Below are 23,444 nucleotides of genomic sequence, written 5' to 3'. Positions count from 1 at the left end.
CTGTGAATGTGCGCCTCCAAGAGGAGCGGTTCGCGGCGGGGGAGGAGCTGGATGCTTTCACGGCTGCGCAGCGGGGCGCCGGGGCCGTCGTGAGCTTTACCGGGATCACGCGCGACGTCGCAGGCAGCCTGGCTCATATGGAGATCGAGCATTATCCCGGGATGACGGAACGGGCGATCCGCGGGATCGTCGACGAGGCCAAGGGGCGCTGGCCCTTGACCGGGGCGCTTGTGATCCACCGTTATGGGCGGCTTGCGCCGGAGGAGCCGATCATGATGGTCGCGACAGCCTCGGCCCACCGGGTTGCAGCGTTCGAGGCGGCGGAGTTCCTGATGGATTACCTGAAGTCGCGTGCACCCTTCTGGAAGAAGGAAGTGACGGCGGATGGCTCGGATTGGGTGGCTGCCAAGGACGAGGACGAAGCCGCGCTCGACCGGTGGTCCTAGGTGGTGCTGCTCTGGCGTTCGATATAGGCGCGCAGCTCTTCCGTTTCCTGGCGTGCGTCGCGGAGGCCGTCCATCGCCGCCCGTAGTTCCGCCTCGGTCTGGGTCAGCTGGTTTGTCATCTCGGCTTCGCGCTGCTGGAGGTAGGTAATCGCCTGATCGCGCGTTTCTTCTGCTTCGTGGAGAGACTGGGCGAGCCGGTCGAGTTCGCTGATTTCGGCCTGGCCGACACGGGTGAAGCGGTGGATGAGCCAGTTGGCAAACCAGCCGAGGCAGAACGCGACGAAGAGGATCACGGCCGTGGCGAAGATAAATTCAGTTCTGTTCATTCTCGGTTTCTTCCTCGGCGGGCGGATCTTCTGAGGGTGTTTCTTCTGTTGTCGCGCCTTCATCAGGTGCGGGGTCTGCTTGGTCGTTCGGCGCCGCTTCCGCCGGATCCGAGGCTTCCTCAAGGGGAGCTTCCATTTCCTCTAGCGCTGTCGTCTCTTCGGTCGATTCCGGTACGATGAGGCGGAATTCAATCCGTCTGTTGGCTTCGCGCCCTTCCTCGGTGCCGTTATCGGCAATGGGGTCGGCCTCGCCATAGCCGATTGCGGTGAAGCGGCGGGTCGGTACGCGACGTTCGCGCAGGGCGTTCAGGACTGCCTCTGCCCGTTCCTGGCTGAGCTGCTGGTTCATCACCTCGCGGCCCTGGCTATCGGTATAGCCAGCGACCTCGATCCGCTTGTCGGCGCAGGGCTGCAGGATGGCCGCGATATCGTCCATGATCGGCTGGGCGGTGCTGTCGAGCGTGGCCGAGCCGGGTTCGAAGGTGATCTTGACCTCTTCGACGACCGCTTCGATCTGTGCGATGCACTCCTCGGCCGTCGGCAGGCCGGCAATGGGATCGAGTTGTTCGACATAGGTGACGTCAATCTGGAAGTCCTGACCATCGCCGAGCTTCTCGGTCAGGAGCGCTGCAATCTGGGCGCTGGCCTGTTGATCGCCGGTATTGCCGCGGATCGTGATCAGATCGGGTTGAACGGTGACGGCGCCATTCGAAAGCTCTGCCAGCGCCTCGATCCCGGCGAGAACGCGGACGGACCAGCCTGACGGCAGGTCTTCGCTGATGCGGGTGCCCATCGCCAGGTCGGGGGCACCGAGGCGCGCGCGCGCATAGTTTTCAGCCGTCGTGTTCATCAACTCGTCGCTGACCTTGCCGCGGAGTTGCACGAGCCCCTCGGGAGAGCGAATGGCGATGAATTCCGGGATCTCGACGGAAGCGTCGGGCGGTTCGGGGAGGACGGCCGTCAAGGCGTAGACCTCAGGCAGGGCGTTCTCGAACTCTCCAACGACATTGTCGAAGAGGCCTTGAGCCGTTCCTTCCGCGGCGACGAGCGAAACGTCGGTATCCGTGAAGGTCAGCGCGCCGCCGCCCAGATCGCCGAGTGCGGCGATGCCCATTGCGACGGCTTCGCCCCAGGTTTGGGAGGGCATACCGAGCCCCTCGGTACAGGCGCGAGTGCCTTGCCAGCCGATGGCCCTGGCGGCTGCTTCGATCATCTCTTCTGTGGTGTCCCCGTCAACGGAGCATGCATCGAAATGCGGGCCACGGTCGTCGATCACGAAGCGGAGCGTGAAGGGCGTGATGACCGGGCGGGGCGCGGAAATGTCGAGTGCGACCTCGATGTTCTCGGGAACGCGGCGGCGGAGCTGGTTTTCATATTCGCGTTTCTGCTGGGGGCTTTCGCTGATCGCGGTCGCTTCCACTCGGCCAGCTTCGACCGAAATCTTGGAGCGCGGCAGTGTGTCGAGCGCGCGGAGCGCGTAGGTCAGGGCGGGTTGCCATCCTTCGGGGGCGGGGTAGTCCGCCGTTTCCAGAAGATCGGTGACGGGCAGGCCGTCCGCCGCGCTGGCGACTTCTTCGAGGATCGCATCACGATCGTCGGATGCGGGGATCAGGCCGATCAGAGAGATCTCTGAAGTGTTTCGCAGGATTTCGATCGAGAAGCGCGGCGGTTCGATGGCTGCGGCATCTGCGACGAACATTTCATTCCGGACGCGCGCTGCATCGACGACCTTGGAGGCCGTGGTGATTGCGCGAAACATCGTCGCTTCAGTAGGCGCGGTGCCTTCGATGATGACTTGCAAGCCGTCAGTTTGAACGGACGCCCAGTCGAGCCCTTCGAGGGTCATTTCGCGGTTCACGGAGGAGGCGGACAGATCCTCGACCGTTTCCACCGTAAGGCGCGCGGCGAGAAGCGATCCGCCGGCGGCGGTGCCGAAGACGGCAAGCATGATCAGGGCTGAGGACAGACGCATCTCGTCGATCGGATGGTTTCGGATTGCGCCTATCTAGGCTGCGGGAGAGGGGGGTGCAATCAGGCCGCGAGGGCAGCGGCGAAAAAGAGCACGGGGATGAAGCCTGTCGTCCGGTTCAGGCGGAATAGGTACAAGAGCTTCGGATTGTCTTCCGCATCGAACTGACGCAGCTGAAAGGCGAGATGCCAGCCCATTGCCCAAGGCCCGCAGAGCGCAAGGAGCAGGGCGGCGGGCGGCTTTTCGATTGCGACGCTGAGGACGGCGAGGGCCATCAGGGTCACTGTGATGATGAGGAACCGGCGAAGCCATGCCGGTGTCTTGTCGCCGAAGAGACGGGCGGTGGATTTGATGCCGATCAGCGCGTCATCTTCTGTGTCCTGATGGGCGTAGATGGTGTCGTAGAAGAGCGTCCAGGAGATGCCCGCGAGATAGAGGATGATCGCGGGGAGATGGAGTGCGCCCGCATGTGCCGTCCAAGCCAGGAGGGCGCCCCAGTTGAAGGCGATGCCGAGGAAAACCTGAGGCCACCAGGTGAAGCGCTTTGCGAAGGGGTAGATTGCGACGGGGATGAGTGCGGCGAAGCCGAGCAGAATTGCGGGTGGATTGAAGGTCAGCAGGATGAGGAGCGCGAGGAAGGACTGGACCAACATCCAGATCAGTGCGGCGCGGACGGTGACCTGGCCGGCCGGAATGGGCCGGGACTGGGTCCGGGCGACGGAGGCATCGAAGTCGCGGTCGGTGATGTCGTTCCAGGTGCAGCCCGCGCCACGCATCAGGAAGGCCCCGATGGCGCAGCCCGTGGCGATCCAGGCGTCGTGCCAACTGGCGTCTTCGGTCGCGAGCATTGCGAGGGTCAGGCCCCACCAGCAGGGCAGCAGCAGAAGCCATGTGCCAATGGGACGGTCGGCCCGGCTGAGACGCAGGAAGGGGCGCGTGGACTCGGGCGCATAACGGTCGACCCAGTTGCCGGGCACCGCATCGGCGACCGTGCCGCCCGTCTCTGGTTTCTCCCCGGCCTCGGTCATAAAGATGTGTCCATGGCTTCTGCGATCCGTCTCTTTGTAGATCACCCTCTTAGAGAGGGGCAACGGGTCCCGCTGACGCGGGATCAGGTGCATTACCTGACGCATGTGATGCGGCAGCCGGTCGGGGCAGAGGTTTTCGTCTTCAACGGCAAGGACGGTGAGTGGGCGGTTTTGCTGGATGAGGTAGGCAAACGGTCGGGTGTTCTGGCGGTTACGCAGCAGACCAAGCCGCTTATGCCGCCTCCGGACCTTTGGCTGCTCTTTGCGCCGATCAAAAAGGCCCGGACGGATTTCATTGTCGAGAAGGCGACTGAGTTGGGGGTTGCGCAGATCATTCCCGTTCAGACGGAACGGACGAATTCCGAGCGGATCAGGCGGGACCGGTTGCAGTCTCATGCGGTCGAGGCAGCGGAGCAGTGCGGGGGTACGTACGTGCCCAAGGTGACGGAGCTTCAGAAGCTGTCTGTCGTGCTCGATGACTGGCGCGCCGATCGCGCGCTTTACTTCTGCGATGAAGAGCTTGCGGGACATGGTGGCGTCGCCTTCGCCGAGAGAGCACCAGGCGAGCCGGCCGCGATTCTTATCGGTCCCGAAGGTGGCTTCACGACGGGGGAGCGGGAACGGATCGGCCGTATCGCCCGCCCGGTTTCGCTGGGTCCTCGCATCCTGCGGGCAGACACGGCCGCTGTCGCCGCCTTGGCTTTGTGGCAGGCGCGCCAAGGGGATTGGATGTGATCCGCCCGGAGATCCTGGAGATCCTGCGCCGCTGGCGTGAGCCCCTTCTGGCGGGTGGGGCTTTGCTTTTGGGTCTTTGGTTCATCGCGCTGCCGGGGGTCGGGTTGACCATTGTCGGCGGAGCGCTGTCGGTTGCGGCGGTTGGACTGTTGATTCCGGCGATCCGGCGGGTGCGGTTGCAGCAGGGGCAGGACGGGGCCGGGGTGGTGGAGATTACCGAGCGGCAGTTGACCTACCTGGCGGCAGAGGGTGGCGGCTTGCTGTCGCTTGACCTGATCACCGATGTTCGGCTGGCAGATCGCGTCTGGCATCTGGCTGACAGTGCAGGAAACCGAATTGCCGTTCCGGCGGACGCGCGGGGTGCGGATGCGCTTCTCGATGCGCTTCTCGTCTTGCCCGGCATTGATGCCGGGCGGGTTGCCCGCGCGCTTCAGGACGGGGGCGATCACATTCTCTGGCGGCAGGATCCGGCGGACACGCCCGCATTGACACCCCCGGCCTGAGCGGCCACCTACGGGCGACGTCGCGGCAACGATCGGAGCGCCTTCCATGTCCATCCCTCAATCCGGCGGCGGTCCCATCGAACGTCATGAGCAACTGGCGGAGTATCTAGCCTCAGGCTGCAAGCCGAAGGAGGCGTGGCGGATCGGGACCGAGCACGAGAAGTTCGGGTATTGCCGCGATACGCTGAAGCCGCTGCCCTATCACGGGGAGCGCTCGATCCGGGCTATTCTGGAGGGGTTGCGCGAGCGGTTCGGATGGGAGCCGCTGCTTGAGGGCGACAATATCATCGGGCTGCAGAAGGACGGAGCGAATGTCTCTCTTGAGCCGGGGGGGCAGTTGGAGCTTTCGGGCGCCCCCCTCGAGACGATCCACGAGACCTGCGACGAGGTGAACGCGCACCTGCGCGACGTGCAGGCAGTGGCGGACGATATCGGGGCCGGATTTATCGGGCTCGGTGCCGCGCCGCATTGGCGACACGAGGACATGTCGATGATGCCGAAGGGGCGGTATCGGCTGATGACCGAGTATATGCAGACGGTTGGAAGCCACGGTCTGCAGATGATGTACCGGACCTGCACGGTGCAGGTGAACCTCGACTTCGCGTCCGAGCCGGACATGGTGAAGAAGCTGCGGGTCGCTTTGGCCTTGCAGCCCGTCGCGACGGCTCTGTTCGCGAATTCACCCTTCCTGGAAGGCAAGCCGAACGGGCACAAATCCTGGCGGTCGCGTATATGGCGCGATTTGGATCCAGCCCGGACCGGGATGCTGCCGTGGGTCTTCGAGGATGGGATGGGGTTCGAGCGCTGGGTGGACTATGCGCTCGATGTGCCGATGTACTTTGTCTATCGCGACGGTAACTATGTCGATGCAACGGGGCAGTCGTTTCGGGATTTCCTGAAGGGCGAGCTGCCGGCCTTGCCGGGGGAGAAGCCGACGCTGTCCGATTGGGCGGATCACCTGACGACGATCTTCCCCGAGGCGCGGATCAAGAAATTCATCGAGATGCGCGGGGCCGATGGCGGGCCATGGCGGCGGTTATGTGCGCTACCGGCACTATGGGTCGGGTTGCTTTATGACGATACCGCTCTGGACGCAGCTTGGGATCTCGCGAAGGGCTGGGATGCCGAGACGCGGGAGGCCTGGCGGGTCGAGGCGAGTGTTCAAGCACTTGACGCCAAGGTTGGTGGTCAGAAGATGCACGACCTTGCGCGTGAGGTGTTGCACATCGCGGATGCCGGACTTCGCGCACGAGCCCGTCCGGGTGCCGGCGGACTGGTTCCTGACGAGAGTCACTTCCTGAATGCACTGAAAGAAAGCGTCGAGACGGGGCGTGTCCCAGCCGATGAGCTTCTGGCGAAATACGAGGGGCCTTGGAAGCAAGATGTGACGCAGGTCTTTGCAGAGTACAGCTACTAGGCTTGACCCAGACGCTCAGGTCGACCCAACCTCTTCACGCATTTGCGATAGGAGGGTCTTGCGATGCGTGATTTCTTCATCAACGCGTTGGAAAAACTGATTGCGGTTGTGATTGTGTTGCTCAGTCTGGGCGTTCTTGCTGCCTCGATAGGGATCATGTTTGCCCCAGCGCAACCCGGTCAGCCATCGGGAGTTCTTCCAGGATTGCTGGTTCTGGTCCTTGGGGCGGTTTACGTGCTGTTTGTCGGCGGCTTCATGTATCTGGGGCTGGGCATCTACCAGAACACCCGGAAGACCGCCGAAGCTGTTGCCAAGCTCGTTGAGCGTGGCGCTGTTTAAAGTGGAAGAAGTCCAAGCACGAAGGCGCGGACTTTAGCTTCCGGCATTTCGCAAGGTTTGAGCACCGGGCCCGACGCCAGGCGGTAGAGGTTTGCGCTGATGTATCCCGCTCCGCCGAGTTCGTGCGCAACGATCTTCTGGCTCCGTCCATTGGCGAAGCGGGTTTCTCGAATGATCCATCGGCGCCCCTTGTACATCCCTTCGAAGCTGCCTTCGGGGAGGGCGTCGAAGGCCACGATGAACGGATCACTCAGCTCTTGGCTCCAATCTTGGGCTCGGTTCCTTCGCGCAGACGTTTGATGTTGGCGCCGTGGCGCCAGTAGACGAGGGCGGCGAGGACGATCAGGAGGACGATCCCATCCGTGTATCCCGTGAGGAGAGCGAGAACCGGGGCCAGTCCGGCGGCCAGAAGTGCGGAGAGTGATGACCAGCGCGTGATGACCGCCGTCAAGAGCCAGATCGCACAGGCTGCGAGTGCGGTTATCCAGGACAGAGCGAAGAGAACGCCAAGAAAGGTCGCCACCCCCTTGCCGCCCTTGAAGCCAAGCCAGACCGGGTAACAGTGGCCGATGAATGCGGCAAGCGCGGCGATCTGGGCTACGTCCTCCCCCGCGATGGCGCGTGAGACGAGAACAGCGACAGCGCCTTTGAAGGCGTCGAGGATGAGCGTCGCCGCGGCTGCGCCCTTGTTGCCAGTCCGCAGGACGTTGGTCGCGCCTATGTTTCCGGAGCCGATATTGCGGAGATCTCCGAGGTTCATGGCCTTGGCGATCACCATGCCGAAGGGAATGGAGCCTGCAAGATAGGCGAAAGTCGCGACGAGCAGATAGAGGAAGCCGTTGTCGAAATCAGGCATGTTCCCTCCGATAAACCTCGCGGCCCGCCACCCACGTACCGAGGATGCGCCCCTCCATCCGCTGGCCGTCGAAAGGCGTATTCTTTGACTTCGAGTGTAACTTGAAGCGGTCGAGGACGAAGGGAGCGTTGGGATCGAAGAGCACGAGGTCGGCGAGAGCGCCGGGGGTCAGGGACCCGCTGTCGAGGCCAAGGAGCCGTGAGGGGTTGAATGAGAGTGCGCGCCAGAGCGTTGGTAGATCCAACTGGCCCGAATGATAGAGACGCATCGCGGCGGGGAGAAGGGTTTCGAGGGCAACAGCGCCGCTGGCCGCTTCTTCGAAGGGCAGGCGCTTGCTCTCTTCGTCTTGTGGGGTGTGCATCGAGGAGATGACGTCAATCAGGCCGCTTGCGACGGCGTCGATGGCGGCGAGACGATCGTCTTCGGAGCGGAGCGGTGGTTTGACCTTGAAGAAGGTTCGGTAGTCGCCGACGTCGAGCTCGTTCAGTGTCAGATGGTGGATCGAGACACCTGCCGTGACGTCGAGGCCATTCTTTTTGGCGCGCTCCAGCGCCGGCAGGGCGCGCGCGGTTGTGATCTGATCGGCGTGGTAGCGGACACCTGTCATTTCGACGAGGGCGATGTCTCGGTCGAGGGCCATCCGCTCCGCCATAGGCGAAACGCCGGGAAGCCCCCTAAGCGAGGCGAACTTGCCTGAGGTCGTGGCCGCGCCACGGCTGAGACCCGGTTCCTGGACATGGGAGACAACCAATGCGCCAAGCGCACGCGCATAGGTGAACGCCCGGCCTGCGACCTTGGTATCCGCGACAACGCGATCTGCATCCGAGAAGGCGATGGCGCCGGCATCCATCAGAAAACCGATCTCGGTCATCTCGCGACCACTGCGCCCCTTGGTTAGGGCCGCCATCGATAGGACGCGGACGGGGCTGTCCTCCGCCGCACGGCGGGCGACGAATTCGAGGACTTCGGGGGTGTCGATGGCGGGGAGGGTATCCGGGCGGGTGACGATGGTAGTCACGCCGCCAGCCGCAGCGGCACGGCCAGCGCTGGCAAAGCTTTCCTTGTGCCGCTCGCCCGGTTCGGAGACCTTCACCCCGATATCAACGATCCCGGGTGCGAGGCATTTGCCGCCGCAGTCGATGACCGTTGCGCCTTCGGGTTCGGTTTCGACGATAAGGCCGTTGTCGATGAAGAGGGAGCCATCGCGCTCTTCCCCGGTTTCCGGGTCGATCAGGCGGGCGTTGTGGAAGGCCGTCTTCACGCGCGTTTTCCGTTCTCAGATGCAGCCTTGCGAGCCATCGCGGCAACCTGGTCCGCCCCGTCGATGAAGCGGAAGCCGGAGCTGTTCAGAAGCTTTGTGAAGAAGAACCAGTAGCGGGACAAGGCCGACAAGCGTCGGCCGGTTTCCATCGGGATGCGGGTGGCTCCACGTCGTTTGTCGGTCAGGTAGACGCTGCCGAACTTGAGGTCATGATCAACTCGTAGCGATCGATTCAAGTCGTAGGTATAGGCCCCCATAAGGGGGGAGGCGTCGAGGATGATCGCCCGGCGGTCAGTTAAGCGGTAGAAGGTCTGCTGGCGGTGCAGCATGTCCACATAGGGCACGCCGAGCAGGAAGTAGAGCGCATGGGCGAGGACGTAGAGAAAGCAGAACAGGAGCCAGGCCGCCACGAGCCCAGGGGTGCCATTGAGGTCGACGAAAAGCCCGAGAGACAGCATGATGAGCATGAACGTACCGAGCATTCCATAAAACAGATGGAGCGGCCCGTACCGGAAGCTGGTATCCGGGCGGCCTTCCCACAATGTCGTCTCGCCAGGAAGGTAAGGGATATTGAAGCCCGGTGCCGTCTTCATTGCGCTACCCAGACCATGAGCCCAACGAGCAGGAAAAGAACCAGAAGGGCGAAGGTAGCAACGCGCCCGCCGATCTTGCCATGAGACCGTGCTGATGCATCACCCTTGAGCGTGCCTTCCGCCGCGTCTGACCGGAGAGGTTCCACCGGCGTCGCTGTCCGCGGACCCGAATAGCGGCCAATAAAAGTCAGCTCTGGCCCCGGATTAAGGTTTTGAGCAACACCTTGGAAAGCGGTAGCGTGGACCAGAACGACATGACCTTCAAGCGCGTCGAGACGCGCCTTGTCGGTAAGAACCTGAGCCGCTTCTGCCCCATGTCCTTCTATCAGAAGGCCGGACAGTTCCAGGCCGGCAATTTCTTTCAGCGCGACGATGTCGACGCCGTTCGGATCGAGCGTTGTCGCGCCAAGCGCGTCTTTAAGGGGCCAGTTTTTCTGGTTGCCTTCCGTGAAAGTGGGGACGTCTTCCGACGGCAGATTCAGGGCGAAAACAAAAACCGTATCGTGGATATGGGGTGCGATCTCGAGCGAGCCGGTCATTTCTGGTCTCCTGTCCTGGCGCTGATGACCTGTCGGACAGGCTGCGCCTCCCGCAGGTAACGCAGGAGGAGGATCTTTCCGTTCCGGTCGCGGAGCTGAAGCGCCGTTCCCTCGGGTTTCATTCCCTTGATCTCTGCACGGCTCGACCCGGCGAGAACTGTCTTCTCACCGCGCTCAAGCATATCTCTTGAGATGCTCAAAGCTCACGCCACGACCACCTTAGGCTGGCTGCGTCGCGCGCGCATCAGAAGGTCCATCGTGGCCATCCGGACGGCGACGCCCATCTCAACCTGTTCCTGGATGACAGAGCGGTTGATGTCGTCGGCAATCGTTCCGTCAATCTCTACCCCGCGGTTCATAGGCCCCGGATGCATAACGATGGCGTCTGACTTGGCGTATGACAGCTTGTCGCTGTCGAGACCGTAGCGGTGGTAGAACTCGCGTTCTGAAGGGATGAAGCCGCCGTCCATTCTTTCTTTCTGAAGGCGTAGCATCATCACGACATCCACGTCCTTGAGCCCTTCCCTCATGTCGTCGAACACTTCGACGCCGAACTCAGCGATCCCCGTGGGCATCAGCGTTGGCGGGCCGATCAAGCGAACGCGGCTTTCCATCTTGTTGAGCAGCAGGATGTTCGAGCGCGCCACGCGGCTATGGGCGATGTCGCCGCAGATCGCGACGGAGAGGCGATGCAGCCGTCCCTTAGTCCGTCGGATCGTCAAGGCATCGAGAAGCGCCTGTGTGGGGTGTTCGTGTCGGCCGTCGCCCGCGTTCAGGACGGCGCAGTTAACCTTCTGGGCGAGCAGGGCAACCGCACCGGAATGGGGATGTCTGACGACGAGCAGATCGGGGTGCATGGCATTGAGGGTCAGCGCCGTATCGATCAGCGTCTCTCCCTTCTTGATGGACGACGCCTGCATCGGCATCGACATCACGTCGGCGCCGAGGCGCATCCCCGCAATCTCGAAAGACGCTTGGGTGCGGGTCGAGTTTTCGAAGAACATATTGACGAGCGTAAGACCGGCAAGCGCGTCGCCATGCTTTTGTCCCGACCGGTTCAGACGAACGTAATCATCGGCGAGGTCAAGAAGCGTTGTGATCTCGTCCGGAGCCAGATGCTCGATCCCGAGAAGGTGACGGTTGCGAAAGGTCATGCTTCCTCATCACACTTTTTGTCGCAGTGGTCCACGGGTTGAGGGGGTGGGCCGAGCGGACTATCTGCGCGCACAGTCCGTTAGAGGAAGGTGTGTATGCTTATCGTGATTTCCCCTGCGAAGACGCTGGATCTGGAGGCCGGTTCCGGTCCCGCGATGACGGATCCGGTCTTTGCTCAAGACGCCTTGCGCCTTGCTAAGCGGGCGCGCCAGCTTTCGCTGGCGGAACTGAAGCGGCTGATGGGGCTGAGCGACGCGCTGGGCCGTCTGAACAGGGAGAGGTTTCGAGCATTTGAAACCACACCAAAGGCGGAGGCGCTGACGCCCGCCGCGTTGACGTTTGCTGGGGATACATATCAGGGTCTTTGGGCACGAGACTTTTCCGATGATGAGTGGGCTGTCGCGCAACGAAGGTTACGCATCCTTTCGGGGCTCTACGGTCTGTTGCGGCCACTCGACGGGATACAGCCCTACCGGCTTGAGATGGGGGCAAAGCTGCAGAATCGCCGGGGTCGTAACCTCTATTCCTATTGGGGAGATCAGATCGCACAGCATCTGAACGCGGAGGCCGATGCGCTGGGCACTGATATTCTGCTCAACTGCGCGAGCCAGGAATACTTTCGAGCGGTGGATCGGGTGTCGCTCAAGCTTCGGGTCATTACGCCTGTCTTCCTCGAAGAGCGTGAGGACGGGGACAAGGTCATCAGCTTCTTTGCTAAGCGGGCGCGGGGCGCCATGGCCCGATTTGCGATTACCGGAGGTGTCTCCCGCCCTGAGCATCTGCTGGAGTTCGAGGGGCTCGGTTACCGGTATCGGCCGGACCTCTCCGAGGAAGACGCGCCTGTCTTTTCGAGATCGAGTGAACCCGGATAAAGTTCGAACCGCGTTAGCGGTTCGCGCCTGGTACCCAGAGCACGTCCGCCCGCCCATCGTCATTCGCGATGCGGGCGGCAACGAAAAACCAGTCGGACAGCCGATTGAGATACGTGATCGCCGCCTCGTTGACAGCTTCCATCGTCGCAAGCTCCATCGTCAGGCGCTCGGCCCGCCTTGTCACGGTGCGGCAGAGGTGTAGGTGGGCAGCTAAGGGTGAGCCGCCTGGCAGGATGAAAGAGCGCAGCGGTTCCAGTGCATCGTTCATCTCGTCGATCTCCCGCTCCAGACGTTCGACCTGAGATGAGGCCATGCGCAGGGGCGGGTACTCGGCCTCAGCGTCCCTTTCCATGTCGGGCCGGCAGAGGTCTGCGCCGAGGTCGAAGAGGTCGTTCTGGATCGCGGCGAGTTGCGAGTCCGTTGTTTCGGCCGTATGCAGCCGTGCGAGCCCGACTGTCGAATTGACCTCATCGACTGTTCCATACGCCTGAACGCGAAGCGAGTGTTTTGCCACGCGTACACCGTTGCCAAGCGCCGTCTCACCCGCGTCTCCGGTTTTTGTGTAGATCTTGTTGAGAACGACCATCTCAGGCTCCGCTGCGGCGAATGAAGACAAAAAGCAGGATCAGTGCGACAGCGACGAACTGGGCATAGATTCTGTAGCGCATGAGCTTATTGGCCCGCTTGGCGTTTTCGACACCGCCTTTGCCGAAGGTGCCGATGCCGCGGGCGAGGATCAGGGCAACAAGGAGGACTGCCGCCAGTACGACGAGAAACAGAGGGTCTTGGAACATTGGGTTTCTTTTCTTCTTTTGGTCCCTACGAAGGTAGTCTGGGAAAGCGAAGCGGAAAGCCTAGAGACGCCCTGCGATCGCATCGACGGCACGGGTGGGCAGCAGGCGTTTGAAGGCTGCCATCATGTAGGTTGGCGTTGTAACCAGGTACCTGGGCCTCGGGTTCGGAGCCTCCAGAGCATGAATCAGCTTTTTCGTCACGGCCTCGGGTGGGAGTTCAAACGTGTCAGGACCATTCGACCCGTAGAGACGCTTGAGCAATGTCTCCTCATACTGGTGCGCGCGGGCGGAGCCCTTCCAGTCCACCCATTTCTCGAAGTGGGGGATCGAGTTTTCGCGGATCTTTGTCGTGATCGGGCCAGGTTCAATGAGGATCACATGGATGGGTGTGTCGCGCATCTCGAGCCTGAGTGTGTCGGTCAGGCCTTCCATCGCGAACTTCGTCGCGTTGTAGGCGCCGCGCCAGCGGAGTGCGGAGAAGCCGAGCACGGATGAGTTGTTGATGATCCGCCCGTGTCCCTGCTGTCGCATTGCGGGGATGACTGCGCGGGTCAGCTGATGTGGACCAAAGAGATTGGCGTCGAAGATCGCCCGCAGGGCGTCTCGGGGCAGATCCTCTACAGCGCCAGGGATGGCGTGAGCCCCATTGTTGAAGAGCGCGTCGAGGCGACCGCCTGTGGCCTCAAGAACCTCGGAGACGGCCTGATCGATAGTGTCGGGCTTGGTGTGGTCGATGAGTGGAGCTTCAAAGCCGTTGGCGCGCAGGGATTCGCAGTCCTCAATCCGCCGGCAGCTGGCAAAGACCCTCCAGCCGCGTTTGCGAAGACCGTGTGCGGCATCAAGACCGATGCCGGACGAGCATCCGCTAATCAGGATTGATCGATCACTCATTCTGCCAAAGTCCCTTTCTTTGTTTTGCCTGCCCAGTGCGCGTGATGCTCATGCGTGTGCATCAATGCAAGGGCAAGGGGCCGCTGTCTTGTCAGAAAGGGATTTTCAGCTTTGGGAGGAGACGCGAACGGTTTAGCGGTCGCCGTCTTTGCGCAGAAGTCCGTACTTGCGAAGCTTCACATAAAGCGATTGCCGCGAGAGGCCCAGCATCTCTGCCGCGGCCACACGATTGTTTCCAGTCAACTCTACAGCCGCCTCGATGCACATCTTTTCGACAACGTCCGTGGTGTCGGCCACGATTTCCTTCAACGTGGCTGAGCCGAGCAGTTCCATGACGGAGCGTGTGTTGGTATCGGCAGCACCTCTTTGCGGGACGCGAACGGCGTCGATGCGGGCAGCGTCTCGTACGACGAGGCCGATCACCGGATGTCCGTTTTCGCCTAGAACACTCGCCGAGATCTCAACCGGTCGCTCGGCATCGAATGCGCCGGTCAGCTTGGTTGCATACATCTTCATCTTACCGGTGCGCTGCGTGTTTTCCAGAAGAACCCGCAGGTCGACGCTTCCCCGGGCAAGGAATTCGGACAGCGACCTGCCCTTTACCGATAGACCATGGGCAATGTCGGTTAGTCCAAGAAACGCATCGTTGGCGGCGAGGATGTTGCCCGACTTGTCGCAGAAAACGATCGCTTCGGCGCCGTCTTCATAAAGCGACATCGTATGTTCGGCGACCGGATCGGCGCCGCCGCCAAGAAGCTTGGGATCCTCTATCCGGCAGAGGATAAGGCGTTCGCCACTCGCCCGGAAGACCCGGGGCACAAGGACCAACTCCCCCCCTTGTTTTGCGGTCTTCACGGAAACGGATCGCGGTGTGTCGGACAGAGCAGCCGAAGTCAGCTCGTCCATGAGCACGGCGCGACGTGAGTCTTCGAATTGCTGGATGAAGCTCGCCTCGCGAAGCGCATCACGCGACAGCCCCAGACGTTTCGAGGCAGCTGGGTTTGCATCGATGATCCGGCCAGCCGGAACGGTGACAAAGACGATGGCCTCCCGGGTCGTCTCCATCAGTGCGCGATGCCTCGTTTCGGCGTCGCGCTGCGCCTCGTAGTCCATTTCAAGCGCGAGCTGCGCCTTCACGAGTTGCTGCTGCAACTCGGCTATGGGGCGCAGATCGCGCCCGAGCATGAGAATGGCGCCCTCCGGTCCGATCCGGTGAAAACTGTATCGGACCGGAAACTCCCAATCCCGCCGATCATCGGAATGATTGAGTTCGACCGATCGGATCGGGCCTTGCTGCCCAAGAAAATCTTCGAGGCGGTTGTCGAACTTCGGAATGCTTTCGCTTGTCAGAAGCGCCCGCAGGTTCTGCCCCTCCCAGTGATGCAGGCCCGACAGCTCTTTCTCGCTGGGATCTACCAACACTGACAGGATCGCCCCATCTTCGGAGATGACCAGCGCAATATCGGCAACCGAAGCAATGATATCGCCCAGGATTTCGGGGCCGATCAACGGGATGGATCCGCTCGACCAATATTTTGCACCGCGAGATGTCATGGCGGAGTGCCCGGTTTCGCGGCGCACTTCATCATTCAACGACCGCTGTCGTTGTGGGCCGGCATCTTTTGGGGACTGGACAGACCGCAATACTCAAGTGCCTCGTTCAAATCGCTCGTAACGTAGTCAGCACCAGTTAGTGTCCTAACGTCCAATTTCTGCTCAAGCACGGTGCCTCCGACGATAACAGGTGGAGGTTCCGAAACTGCGTCTTTCACTTTTTCCACAAGTACCCGGAGCGGTTCAAGTCTGTCGCCGCTTGAGGCAGAAATCATGACAACGTCGTAGGTAGTCTGCCTGATCAAATGCTCAAGCTTATCTGGCTGCATCCCGATGAGAAGGCGCACAGCATATCCTCTCCTGCGAAGTTGACCTGACAGAATGACAGCGCCCAGCGTGTGGTAGACCTCGTGAGCAACGATGATGAGCGAGGCTGGCGCGTTTGGCTCGGCAAGCTCTTGGGCGGACCATTCAGCGCCAAGTGTCCGAAGCAAGCCCTGCAGACGAGACGCGCCAATCGTGACGGCCGCGAAACTGGTCTCATCTGCGCACCAAGCTTCGCCCAGGCGTCGCGCAGCCTCAGGGACGTAGAAATCCGAAATATCGACGGGCGAGATACCGCTATCCAGCATCCGGTCGCGCACCTCGAACATCATGTCGGGAGCGTCGCGTTGGACGGCGTCTGTGAGTTCTGACACGAAACGCTCAATCAGACTGCCGCTCTGTTTCCTGGATGCCACGACAGACAATGCTTCGCTTGCAAGAGAATCGACAGATGCGCTTCCCGGTTCGGCGCTCTGTGCAGCGCCACGTTTGGGGTGGTCGGACATCGCGATGCCTCCGTGGCACGAGAAGGCCGCAACGAGGCTGATACGGCACAAACTCCCCTTCAACAGATTTATTGTCGGTGACGCGCCACCGAATGTCAAAGAAAACTGACAGAACCGTCAGGTTTGGCCCGCCGATCCAAAACCAGGCTGGATTTGAAGGCCGTTTTAGCCTCGCGGACCTCTATCAATTCCATCGAGTGACGTTTCAAAGTGTAAATCAAAGTTGACACTCTTGAGTGACGCTACGTATTCTTCACGCATGCTCACCGCCCGTTCCCCTGCTCTGTCAGATTCGCGCAAGGCTCGCCCGCTTTACTCGGTTGAGGAGCGTGCCCGCCGTGATGCGAGTATCTGGACACTCGTTCAGGGGGTGCTGGCGCCGCTGCAGTTTGTAGTATTTCTGGTTTCGCTGGTGCTCGTGCTGCGGACGCTCGCGACCGGGGATGGCTATACTGCCGCGACCGTATCGATCCTGGCTAAGACTGCCGTTCTTTATGCAATCATGGTGACCGGCGCGATCTGGGAAAAGGAGGTGTTCGGGCAATACCTCTTTGCGCCCGCCTTCTTCTGGGAGGACGTCGTCAGCTTCGGCGTGATCGCGCTGCACACGCTATATGTCTTGGCGCTCTTCGGCGGTTGGGCGGGAGAGCAGGCGCTTCTCTACATCGCGCTTGCGGCCTATCTTGCCTATGTCGTCAATGCCGCCCAGTTCCTTTGGAAACTCCGCCTTGCGCGGAGCGAGGCGGTCGCGTGACTGAACTGGCCCCCCCACCCGTCACGGGATGCCGGGGGGCGCCGATTCTAAAGGAGCGTGGCCAGCGCGAGGTCTTTTGCGGGCTGACCGGGATCGTCTGGTTGCACCGCAAGATGCAGGATGCGTTCTTTTTGGTCGTCGGCAGCCGCACTTGCGCGCATCTTCTGCAGTCGGCGGCCGGCGTGATGATCTTTGCCGAACCTCGCTTCGGCACAGCGATCCTTGAAGAGACAGATCTGGCGGGCTTGGCTGATGCCCATGAAGAGCTGGACCGGGAAGTGGCGCGGCTTCTCTCCAGGCGACCGGATATCCGGCAGCTTTTCCTTGTCGGATCCTGCCCTTCCGAAGTGATCAAGCTGGATCTTTCTAAGGCGGCAGAGAGGCTGAGTGCCCAATATGCCCCGCGGGTTCGGGTGCTGAATTTCTCGGGTAGCGGAATCGAGACGACGTTTACACAAGGTGAGGACGCTTGCCTTGCCTCCATGGTCCCCGTCCTGACCGAGACACAGGAGCGGCAGCTTCTGGTCGCCGGGGCATTGCCCGATGTCGTCGAAGACCAGATGCTGGATCTTCTGGAAGCGCTCGGGATCGGGCCCGTCGTGACTTTACCCGCACGGTCGGCAGAGCGTGATCCGGCAATCGGACCGAACACTGTCTTTGCACTGGCTCAGCCATTTCTCGGAGATACTCATGCGGCGCTGACCCGCCGTGGCGCCCATCACATCGCAGCGCCCATGCCATTCGGCGAAGAGGGGACGACTGCCTGGCTCGCCGCCATCGCCCGCGAGTTCGGTGTGTCGGAGGAACGTTTTGATGCCGTTACTGAGGCTCCGCGCGCCCGTGCCCGGCAGGCCCTTGCGCGTGTCTCGGAGCCGTTGAAAGGTCGATCGGTCTTCTTCTTTCCCGACAGCCAGCTTGAAGTGCCGCTTGCCCGTTTCCTGACGCGCGAGTGTGGGATGGAGGCTGTCGAGGTCGGCTCTCCCTTCCTTCATGAGGCGATCGTCGGGCCGGATCTCGACCTTTTGCCCGCTGGCCCACAGATCTCCGAGGGGCAGGATGTCGATCGCCAGCTTGACCGGGCCCGTGCGGCCCGTGCGGATCTGACTGTCTGTGGCCTTGGTCTCGCCAATCCGCTGGAAGCAGAGGGGCTGACGACGAAATGGGCGATCGAGCTCGTCTTCACGCCGGTCCATTTCTATGAACAGGCGGGAGATCTGGCCGGGCTCTTCGCCCGCCCGCTGCGCCGCCGTGACGCCTTGCGGCTGGAGGCGGCGGAATGAAGCTGTCGGTCTGGACATATGAGGGCCCGCCCCATGTCGGCGCGATGCGGGTCGCAACGGCGATGAAGGATCTGCATTTCGTCCTCCATGCACCGCAGGGCGACACCTATGCCGACCTCCTCTTCACGATGATCGAGCGGCGCGATCACCGCCCGCCCGTCACCTACACGACCTTCCAGGCCCGCGATCTGGGCAGCGATACCGCAGCGCTGTTCCGAGATGCTTTGCGGGACGCCTATGACCGCTTCCAGCCGCAGGCGATGATCGTCGGTGCCTCCTGCACGGCGGAACTGATCCAGGACGATCCCGGGGGGCTCTCAGAGACCGCGGGTTTGCCCTGCCCGATCATTCCGCTGGAACTGCCGTCCTATCAGCGCAAAGAATGCTTCGGCGCGGATGAGACGTTCTTTCAGATCGTCCGCGCGCTGAGCTGCCCGCAGGAGCGGCAGGCGATGACCTGCAACATCCTTGGGCCGACGGCTTTGGGGTTCCGGCATCGCGACGACGTAGCTGAGATCAAGAGGCTCCTTGAAGAGCTTGGCGTCACGGTCAATGTCATTGCCCCGCTCGGCGCAACTCCGGCTGACATCACCAGGCTGCCTGCCGCTGAGTTCAACGTCCTGCTCTACCCGGAAACAGGGGAAAGTGCCGCGCGCTGGCTGGAGCGAGAGCATGGCCAGCCCTTCACGAAGACCGTGCCCATAGGGGTCGGCGCCACGAGAGAGTTCGTGGCGGAGATCTCAAGGATCACGGGCCGCGACCTGACGCTCGACGAGGCGCGGTTGCGCCTGCCCTGGTGGTCCCGCTCCGTCGATTCGACTTACCTCACGGGCAAGCGCGTGTTCCTTTTCGGAGATGCGACCCATGTGATGGCGGCCGCTCGCGTCGCTCGCGACGAGATCGGGTTCGAGGTCGTGGGCATGGGCTGCTACAATCGCGAGTTCGCGCGGTCTTTGCGTGTGATGGCCAAGGATTACGGCGTCCCGGCCCTCATCACTGACGATTACCTCGAGGTAGAGGCCGAGATTGAGCGCCTCGCACCGGAGATGATCCTCGGCACCCAGATGGAACGCCATATCGGCAAGCGTCTTGGGATCCCCTGCGCGGTGATTTCGGCGCCGGTCCACGTTCAGGACTTCCCCGCGCGGTATTCGCCGGTGATGGGGCTCGAGGGGGCTAACGTTCTGTTCGACACCTTTGTGCATCCGCTCGTCATGGGGCTCGAAGAGCACCTGCTCGCAATGTTCCGGGAGGATTTCGAGTTTCACGATGCTGCCGGGCCATCGCATCATGGTCATAATACCGTGCGGATCGAGAGTGCGGATGCCTCCGGCGGGAGCATTTCCGGCCAAGTGAAAACGGATCGGGCGGAGCGCCGGGACCCAACTTGGACCGCGGTCGAAGGGGCCTCGATGGCTCCTGAGGGCGAGCCCGCTTCGGAAGTAATCTGGCTGTCAGAGGCCGAGAAAGAGCTGCGCAAGGTGCCGTTCTTCGTGCGAGGCAAGGCCAAACGAAACACCGAAGCCTTCGCAGCCGAGCGCGGGCTTTCCGAGATCAGCCGCGAAACGCTTTATGATGCAAAGGCCCATTATGCGCGATGAGGTAATTCGCCCTTACCGCATCTGCGTGATCACGCTCGATGCCCATGCCGCAGGCCCCGCCGCGCGGGCGGTCCCTCAACTTGCGTCCGATTTTCCGGGACTCGAGGTTGATGTCTTTGCTGCCGCTGAATGGGCGGAGCGGCCTGAATCGCTGGAAGCCGCCAAAGCTGCAATTGCCTCGGCTGATATCGTTGTGACAGCGCTTCTCTTCCTCGATGAGCATATCCGCGCGATCCTGCCTGATCTTGCTGCTCGCAGGGACACCTGCGATGCGATTGTCGGTCTCGTCTCGGATGCCCAGATCGTCAGCCTCACCCGGATGGGCGATCTCGACATGAGCAAACCCGCCTCGGGCGCGATGGCGCTGCTGAAGCGGTTGAAGCCCAAGACCAAGAGCGCGTCCAGTGGTGCCAGCCAGATGCGGATGCTGCGGCGTTTGCCAAGGATACTGCGGATGATCCCGGGCAAGGCCCAGGATCTGCGGGCATGGTTCCTGGCGATGCAATACTGGCTTGGCGGGTCGGACGACAATATTCGCGAAATGATCCGCTTCCTGATCTCGCGCTATGGTCGCGCCGAATGGCGTGGTACGGCTGCTGCACTCCCGGTCGAGTATCCAGAGCTTGGCCTTTACCACCCCGATTTGCCGGGACATCACATCACAACTGAACCTAAGGAGCTGCCGGGCGGCGAAGGACCAGTCATCGGCCTTCTGATGCTGCGGTCTTACATCCTCGCCTCAGACACGGCGCATTACGACGCAGTGATCCGGGCGTTCGAAGCGCGCGACGTGCGTGTGATCCCTGCCTTTGCTGGCGGCCTCGACGGGCGGCCGGCGATCGAGACTTATATGGGCGGGATCGATACGCTGGTCTCGTTGACCGGGTTCAGTCTTGTCGGCGGACCTGCCTACAATGACAGCGATGCGGCGGTCGAGATCCTGTCAAAACTCGATGTCCCCTATATTTCTGCCCAACCCTTGGAATTTCAGACGCTGGCACAATGGAGCGAGAGCGCGCAGGGCCTCGGGCCGGTCGAGACGACGATGCTCGTCGCTTTGCCCGAAATCGACGGTGCCGTCGCGCCAACAGTCTTTGCGGGGCGGCACGGTGGCGCGGGGTGCGATGGTTGTTACCTTCGGTGCCGCGCAATAGCGGCAAACAAGGAAATGGCTCCATGCCCCGGGCGGATCGAAGCGCTGGTGACCAAGGCGATGCGGGTCGCCTCGCTGCGCCGGAAAGCGAACGCGGACAAGACCATCGCGATCACGCTCTTTGGGTTCCCACCGAATGCGGGGGCCGTCGGCACCGCAGCTTACCTTTCCGTTTTCGAAAGCCTTTACAACACTCTGCATTCTATGGCGGTCGAGGGATATGATCTCGATCCGCCCGAAAGCGTTGATGCGCTGCGGAAGGCGGTGCTTGATGGAAATGCCGAGCGCTTTGGTCAGCAGGCTAATGTTGTCGCGCATTTTTCTGCGGACGAGATGGTCAGAGGCAATCCATGGCTTGAGGAGGTCGAGGCGGCCTGGGGGCCGGCGCCAGGCAAGCATCAGGCCGATGGTCGCAGCGTTTTCGTTTTAGGGGCGCAGTTCGGGAGGGTCTTTGTCGGAGTGCAGCCGGCCTTCGGCTATGAAGGCGATCCGATGCGGCTTCTCTTCGAGAAGAGCTTTGCGCCGACCCATGCCTTTGTCGCCTATTACCGATGGATCCGGGAAGTCCTGCAAGCCGACGCAGTTCTGCATTTCGGCATGCACGGGGCGCTCGAATTCATGCCGGGCAAGCAGGCCGGGCTGTCCGGTGCGGATTGGCCGGAGCGGCTGATCGGTGATCTGCCGAACATCTATCTCTATGCGGCTAACAATCCGTCAGAGGCGACGCTGGCCAAGCGCCGGTCGAATGCGGTGACGGTCACGCACCTGACGCCGCCTTTGACGAAGGCGGGGCTTTACAAGGGCCTGGCCGAGCTCAAAGACAGCGTGCGGCGCTGGCGCGAGACGCCGAATGAAGAGGATCGCACGGAACTTGAGGCGTTGATCCGGGATCAGGCGGCAGCGGTTGATTTGAAGGGCTGCGATCCCGAGCGGCTTTGGCTTGTGCTGCTTGAGACCGAAAATGCGCTGATCACGGACGGGCTGCATGTCGTCGGCCAACCGCTTAGTCCCGCCGCGCGGGCCGATGCCGTGCGGTTGATGGAGGGGCACAGCGATGAGGCCCGTTCAAGGGCCGAAGAGCGGCTGGCGGAAGAGACAGAGCTTGACGGGCTGATGCGGGCGCTGTCGGCGCGGTATATCCCTCCGGTGCCGGGCGGGGATCTGATCCGCAACCCGGAGATTCTACCAACGGGCCGAAATATCCACGCCTTTGACCCGTTCCGGATGCCGACAGCCTTTGCGATGCGGGACGGCGCGAAGCAGGCGCAAGCGCTGCTTGACACTTATGGAGATCTGCCGCGGACCGTGGCGCTGGTCCTTTGGGGATCCGACAATATCAAAAGCGACGGCGGCCCCATCGCGCAGGCCTTGTCATTGATCGGGGCCGAGCCGCGGTTCGACGCCTACGGACGACTCTGCGGTGCGGACCTAGTACCGCTGGAGCGGCTTGGCCGACCCCGGATAGACGTCGTCATGACGCTCTCAGGGATCTTCCGGGACCTCCTGCCGTTGCAGACGCGCATGCTGGCCGAAGCCGCTTGGAAAGCGGCAAGCGTGGACGAACCGTTGGCGCAGAATTTCGTCCGGTCTCACGCCCTCGCCTATACGGAACGAACAGGCTGTTCGTTGCAGGAGGCGGCCCTGCGCGTCTTCTCGAACGCCGAAGGTGCCTATGGGTCGAACGTAAATCAGTTGGTTGACGCATCGGCCTTCGGCGATGAGGACGAACTGGCCGATGCCTATCAGGCGCGGAAGAGCTTTGCCTACGGAGTTGACGGGAAGGCGGCCGCCTCCCCGGAGCTTTTGCAGGCGGCTCTGGCTGAGGTCGATCTTGCATATCAGAACCTCGAAAGCGTCGAGCTTGGCGTGACGACGGTTGATCATTACTTCGACACCCTCGGCGGGATCGCCCGTGCCGTACGGCGGGCGAAAGGTGGAGCCGAAACGCCTATCTATATCGGCGATCAGACGCGCGGCGGTGCCAAAGTGCGGACGCTGGCGGATCAGGTAGCGCTGGAGACCCGGGCCCGCTCGCTGAACCCGCGCTTCTATGAACCGCTTCTGAAGCATGGACATGAGGGCGTGCGTCAGATCGAGGCGCATATCACGAATACTGTCGGATGGTCGGCGACGACCGGGCAAGTGGAGCCTTGGGTTTATCAGCGGCTGTCCGAAACCTTCGTTTTAGACGATGCGATGCGGGAGCGGCTGTCGAAGCTGAACCCGCAAGCCTCGATGCGCATGGCCAACCGGCTCATCGAAGCCTCGGATCGGGAATACTGGCAGCCCGACGAAGCGACACTCGCCGCGCTTCAGCAGGCCGCGGATGCGATCGAGGACCGGATGGAGGGTGTGTCTTGAGAGAGGCAGGGCTGAAAATCCTGCCGCGCCTGCGGCGGGCCAGAGGCGTGGCTGTGCCGCGCCAGGTCTCCTTTTCCGGTGTTGCGCTGGACGACCGGGCGGTGCCGGGGGCGCTGCCCCCCGGCCCTGCGGGCCTTCCCCCGAAGTATTTTTGGCAAGATGAGGAGGAGCGCTGGCCTCTTCCGGA

At 62.0% G+C, this 23,444-nt stretch carries 25 protein-coding genes; 10 read left to right on the top strand and 15 right to left on the bottom strand.

Annotated features, from left to right (window positions below):
* Nucleotides 1-2 precede the first annotated feature (2 nt).
* On the top strand, nucleotides 3-446 hold the full coding sequence (locus AADZ90_RS01800; RefSeq protein WP_367309578.1) for a molybdenum cofactor biosynthesis protein MoaE: 444 nt from the start codon (nucleotides 3-5) through the stop codon (nucleotides 444-446).
* Here the strand turns inward: AADZ90_RS01800 and AADZ90_RS01795 are convergent.
* Genes AADZ90_RS01795 through ubiA form a run of 3 tightly spaced genes read right to left on the bottom strand, consistent with a single transcriptional unit; the run spans nucleotide 443 to nucleotide 3,769 of the window.
* The gene (locus AADZ90_RS01795; protein ID WP_367309466.1) at nucleotides 443-772 is read right to left on the bottom strand and encodes a hypothetical protein; all 330 of its coding nucleotides are present in this window, start codon (nucleotides 770-772) and stop codon (nucleotides 443-445) included. The genes AADZ90_RS01800 and AADZ90_RS01795 overlap by 4 nt on opposite strands.
* The gene (locus AADZ90_RS01790; protein WP_367309467.1) at nucleotides 759-2,744 is read right to left on the bottom strand and encodes an OmpA family protein; all 1,986 of its coding nucleotides are present in this window, start codon (nucleotides 2,742-2,744) and stop codon (nucleotides 759-761) included. The genes AADZ90_RS01795 and AADZ90_RS01790 overlap by 14 nt, the downstream gene beginning before the upstream one ends.
* 59 nt (nucleotides 2,745-2,803) lie before the next feature.
* Entirely contained in the window at nucleotides 2,804-3,769 is a 966-nt protein-coding gene (ubiA, locus tag AADZ90_RS01785; protein WP_367309468.1) for a 4-hydroxybenzoate octaprenyltransferase, read from the bottom strand.
* Nucleotides 3,770-3,781: 12 nt separating this feature from the next.
* Here ubiA and AADZ90_RS01780 point away from each other — a divergent pair, with 12 nt between their 5' ends.
* From AADZ90_RS01780 to AADZ90_RS01765, 4 genes are all read left to right on the top strand, one after another.
* Nucleotides 3,782-4,504 (top strand): 16S rRNA (uracil(1498)-N(3))-methyltransferase, encoded by a 723-nt coding sequence (locus AADZ90_RS01780; protein WP_367309469.1) that lies wholly within the window; start codon nucleotides 3,782-3,784, stop codon nucleotides 4,502-4,504.
* On the top strand, nucleotides 4,501-5,007 hold the full coding sequence (locus AADZ90_RS01775; RefSeq protein ID WP_367309470.1) for a hypothetical protein: 507 nt from the start codon (nucleotides 4,501-4,503) through the stop codon (nucleotides 5,005-5,007). The genes AADZ90_RS01780 and AADZ90_RS01775 overlap by 4 nt, the downstream gene beginning before the upstream one ends.
* Nucleotides 5,008-5,053: 46 nt before the next feature.
* Nucleotides 5,054-6,424 carry a glutamate--cysteine ligase gene (locus AADZ90_RS01770; RefSeq protein WP_367309471.1) on the top strand — a complete coding sequence of 457 codons (1,371 nt, stop codon included), beginning with the start codon at nucleotides 5,054-5,056 and terminating at the stop codon, nucleotides 6,422-6,424.
* Between the two features lie 63 nt (nucleotides 6,425-6,487).
* Nucleotides 6,488-6,763, top strand: coding sequence for a hypothetical protein (locus AADZ90_RS01765; RefSeq protein WP_367309472.1), 276 nt, complete (start codon nucleotides 6,488-6,490; stop codon nucleotides 6,761-6,763).
* On the opposite strand, the gene AADZ90_RS01760 is transcribed toward AADZ90_RS01765, so the two are convergent.
* From AADZ90_RS01760 to AADZ90_RS01730, 7 genes are read right to left on the bottom strand one after another with little or no spacing between them, the layout of a single operon-like run.
* Nucleotides 6,760-6,999, bottom strand: a complete 240-nt coding sequence (locus AADZ90_RS01760) for a hypothetical protein (RefSeq protein ID WP_367309473.1) — start codon at nucleotides 6,997-6,999, stop codon at nucleotides 6,760-6,762. The two genes, AADZ90_RS01765 and AADZ90_RS01760, sit on opposite strands and share 4 nt — an antisense overlap.
* Before the next feature lie 14 nt (nucleotides 7,000-7,013).
* Entirely contained in the window at nucleotides 7,014-7,619 is a 606-nt protein-coding gene (gene plsY / locus AADZ90_RS01755; RefSeq protein WP_367309474.1) for a glycerol-3-phosphate 1-O-acyltransferase PlsY, read from the bottom strand.
* Nucleotides 7,612-8,880, bottom strand: a complete 1,269-nt coding sequence (pyrC, locus tag AADZ90_RS01750; protein ID WP_367309475.1) for a dihydroorotase — start codon at nucleotides 8,878-8,880, stop codon at nucleotides 7,612-7,614. The genes plsY and pyrC overlap by 8 nt, the downstream gene beginning before the upstream one ends.
* Nucleotides 8,877-9,473: a hypothetical protein gene (locus AADZ90_RS01745; RefSeq protein WP_367309476.1), complete on the bottom strand. Its 597-nt coding sequence runs from the start codon at nucleotides 9,471-9,473 to the stop codon at nucleotides 8,877-8,879. Before AADZ90_RS01745 ends, pyrC begins: the two co-directional genes overlap by 4 nt.
* Complete coding sequence (locus tag AADZ90_RS01740; RefSeq protein ID WP_367309477.1) at nucleotides 9,470-10,012, bottom strand: hypothetical protein; 543 nt, start codon at nucleotides 10,010-10,012, stop codon at nucleotides 9,470-9,472. The genes AADZ90_RS01745 and AADZ90_RS01740 overlap by 4 nt, the downstream gene beginning before the upstream one ends.
* Complete coding sequence (locus AADZ90_RS01735) at nucleotides 10,009-10,194, bottom strand: hypothetical protein (RefSeq protein WP_367309478.1); 186 nt, start codon at nucleotides 10,192-10,194, stop codon at nucleotides 10,009-10,011. Before AADZ90_RS01735 ends, AADZ90_RS01740 begins: the two co-directional genes overlap by 4 nt.
* 21 nt (nucleotides 10,195-10,215) lie before the next feature.
* Nucleotides 10,216-11,166 (bottom strand): aspartate carbamoyltransferase catalytic subunit, encoded by a 951-nt coding sequence (locus AADZ90_RS01730; RefSeq protein WP_367309479.1) that lies wholly within the window; start codon nucleotides 11,164-11,166, stop codon nucleotides 10,216-10,218.
* A 96-nt stretch (nucleotides 11,167-11,262) separates the two neighbouring features.
* Here AADZ90_RS01730 and yaaA point away from each other — a divergent pair, with 96 nt between their 5' ends.
* Nucleotides 11,263-12,039: a peroxide stress protein YaaA gene (gene yaaA, locus AADZ90_RS01725; RefSeq protein ID WP_367309480.1), complete on the top strand. Its 777-nt coding sequence runs from the start codon at nucleotides 11,263-11,265 to the stop codon at nucleotides 12,037-12,039.
* 13 nt (nucleotides 12,040-12,052) lie between these two features.
* On the opposite strand, the gene AADZ90_RS01720 is transcribed toward yaaA, so the two are convergent.
* The 5 genes from AADZ90_RS01720 to AADZ90_RS01700 form a co-directional block, all read right to left on the bottom strand.
* The gene (locus AADZ90_RS01720; RefSeq protein WP_367309481.1) at nucleotides 12,053-12,625 is read right to left on the bottom strand and encodes a cob(I)yrinic acid a,c-diamide adenosyltransferase; all 573 of its coding nucleotides are present in this window, start codon (nucleotides 12,623-12,625) and stop codon (nucleotides 12,053-12,055) included.
* A 1-nt stretch (nucleotide 12,626) separates the two neighbouring features.
* Complete coding sequence (locus AADZ90_RS01715; RefSeq protein ID WP_367309482.1) at nucleotides 12,627-12,833, bottom strand: twin transmembrane helix small protein; 207 nt, start codon at nucleotides 12,831-12,833, stop codon at nucleotides 12,627-12,629.
* Between the two features lie 60 nt (nucleotides 12,834-12,893).
* Nucleotides 12,894-13,724, bottom strand: a complete 831-nt coding sequence (locus tag AADZ90_RS01710; protein WP_367309483.1) for an SDR family NAD(P)-dependent oxidoreductase — start codon at nucleotides 13,722-13,724, stop codon at nucleotides 12,894-12,896.
* Nucleotides 13,725-13,856: 132 nt separating this feature from the next.
* Entirely contained in the window at nucleotides 13,857-15,233 is a 1,377-nt protein-coding gene (gene ppsR, locus AADZ90_RS01705; RefSeq protein WP_411996919.1) for a transcriptional regulator PpsR, read from the bottom strand.
* An 80-nt stretch (nucleotides 15,234-15,313) separates the two neighbouring features.
* Complete coding sequence (locus AADZ90_RS01700) at nucleotides 15,314-16,108, bottom strand: cobalamin B12-binding domain-containing protein (protein WP_367309485.1); 795 nt, start codon at nucleotides 16,106-16,108, stop codon at nucleotides 15,314-15,316.
* 259 nt (nucleotides 16,109-16,367) lie between these two features.
* On the opposite strand from AADZ90_RS01700, the gene bchF reads away from it, so the two are divergent.
* The 4 genes from bchF to AADZ90_RS01680 are packed head-to-tail and all read left to right on the top strand — an operon-like array spanning nucleotide 16,368 to nucleotide 23,257.
* Nucleotides 16,368-16,862, top strand: a complete 495-nt coding sequence (gene bchF / locus AADZ90_RS01695; protein WP_367309486.1) for a 2-vinyl bacteriochlorophyllide hydratase — start codon at nucleotides 16,368-16,370, stop codon at nucleotides 16,860-16,862.
* Nucleotides 16,859-18,142, top strand: coding sequence for a ferredoxin:protochlorophyllide reductase (ATP-dependent) subunit N (locus AADZ90_RS01690; protein ID WP_367309487.1), 1,284 nt, complete (start codon nucleotides 16,859-16,861; stop codon nucleotides 18,140-18,142). Before bchF ends, AADZ90_RS01690 begins: the two co-directional genes overlap by 4 nt.
* Nucleotides 18,139-19,743 carry a ferredoxin:protochlorophyllide reductase (ATP-dependent) subunit B gene (bchB, locus tag AADZ90_RS01685; protein ID WP_367309488.1) on the top strand — a complete coding sequence of 535 codons (1,605 nt, stop codon included), beginning with the start codon at nucleotides 18,139-18,141 and terminating at the stop codon, nucleotides 19,741-19,743. The genes AADZ90_RS01690 and bchB overlap by 4 nt, the downstream gene beginning before the upstream one ends.
* On the top strand, nucleotides 19,733-23,257 hold the full coding sequence (locus AADZ90_RS01680; RefSeq protein ID WP_367309489.1) for a cobaltochelatase subunit CobN: 3,525 nt from the start codon (nucleotides 19,733-19,735) through the stop codon (nucleotides 23,255-23,257). The genes bchB and AADZ90_RS01680 overlap by 11 nt, the downstream gene beginning before the upstream one ends.
* Nucleotides 23,258-23,444 lie beyond the last annotated feature (187 nt).

It is taken from the genome of Aestuariibius violaceus (assembly GCF_040779325.2).
GTDB lineage: Bacteria > Pseudomonadota > Alphaproteobacteria > Rhodobacterales > Rhodobacteraceae > Aestuariibius > Aestuariibius violaceus.
This window is presented reverse-complemented; position numbering and strand designations above follow the sequence as displayed.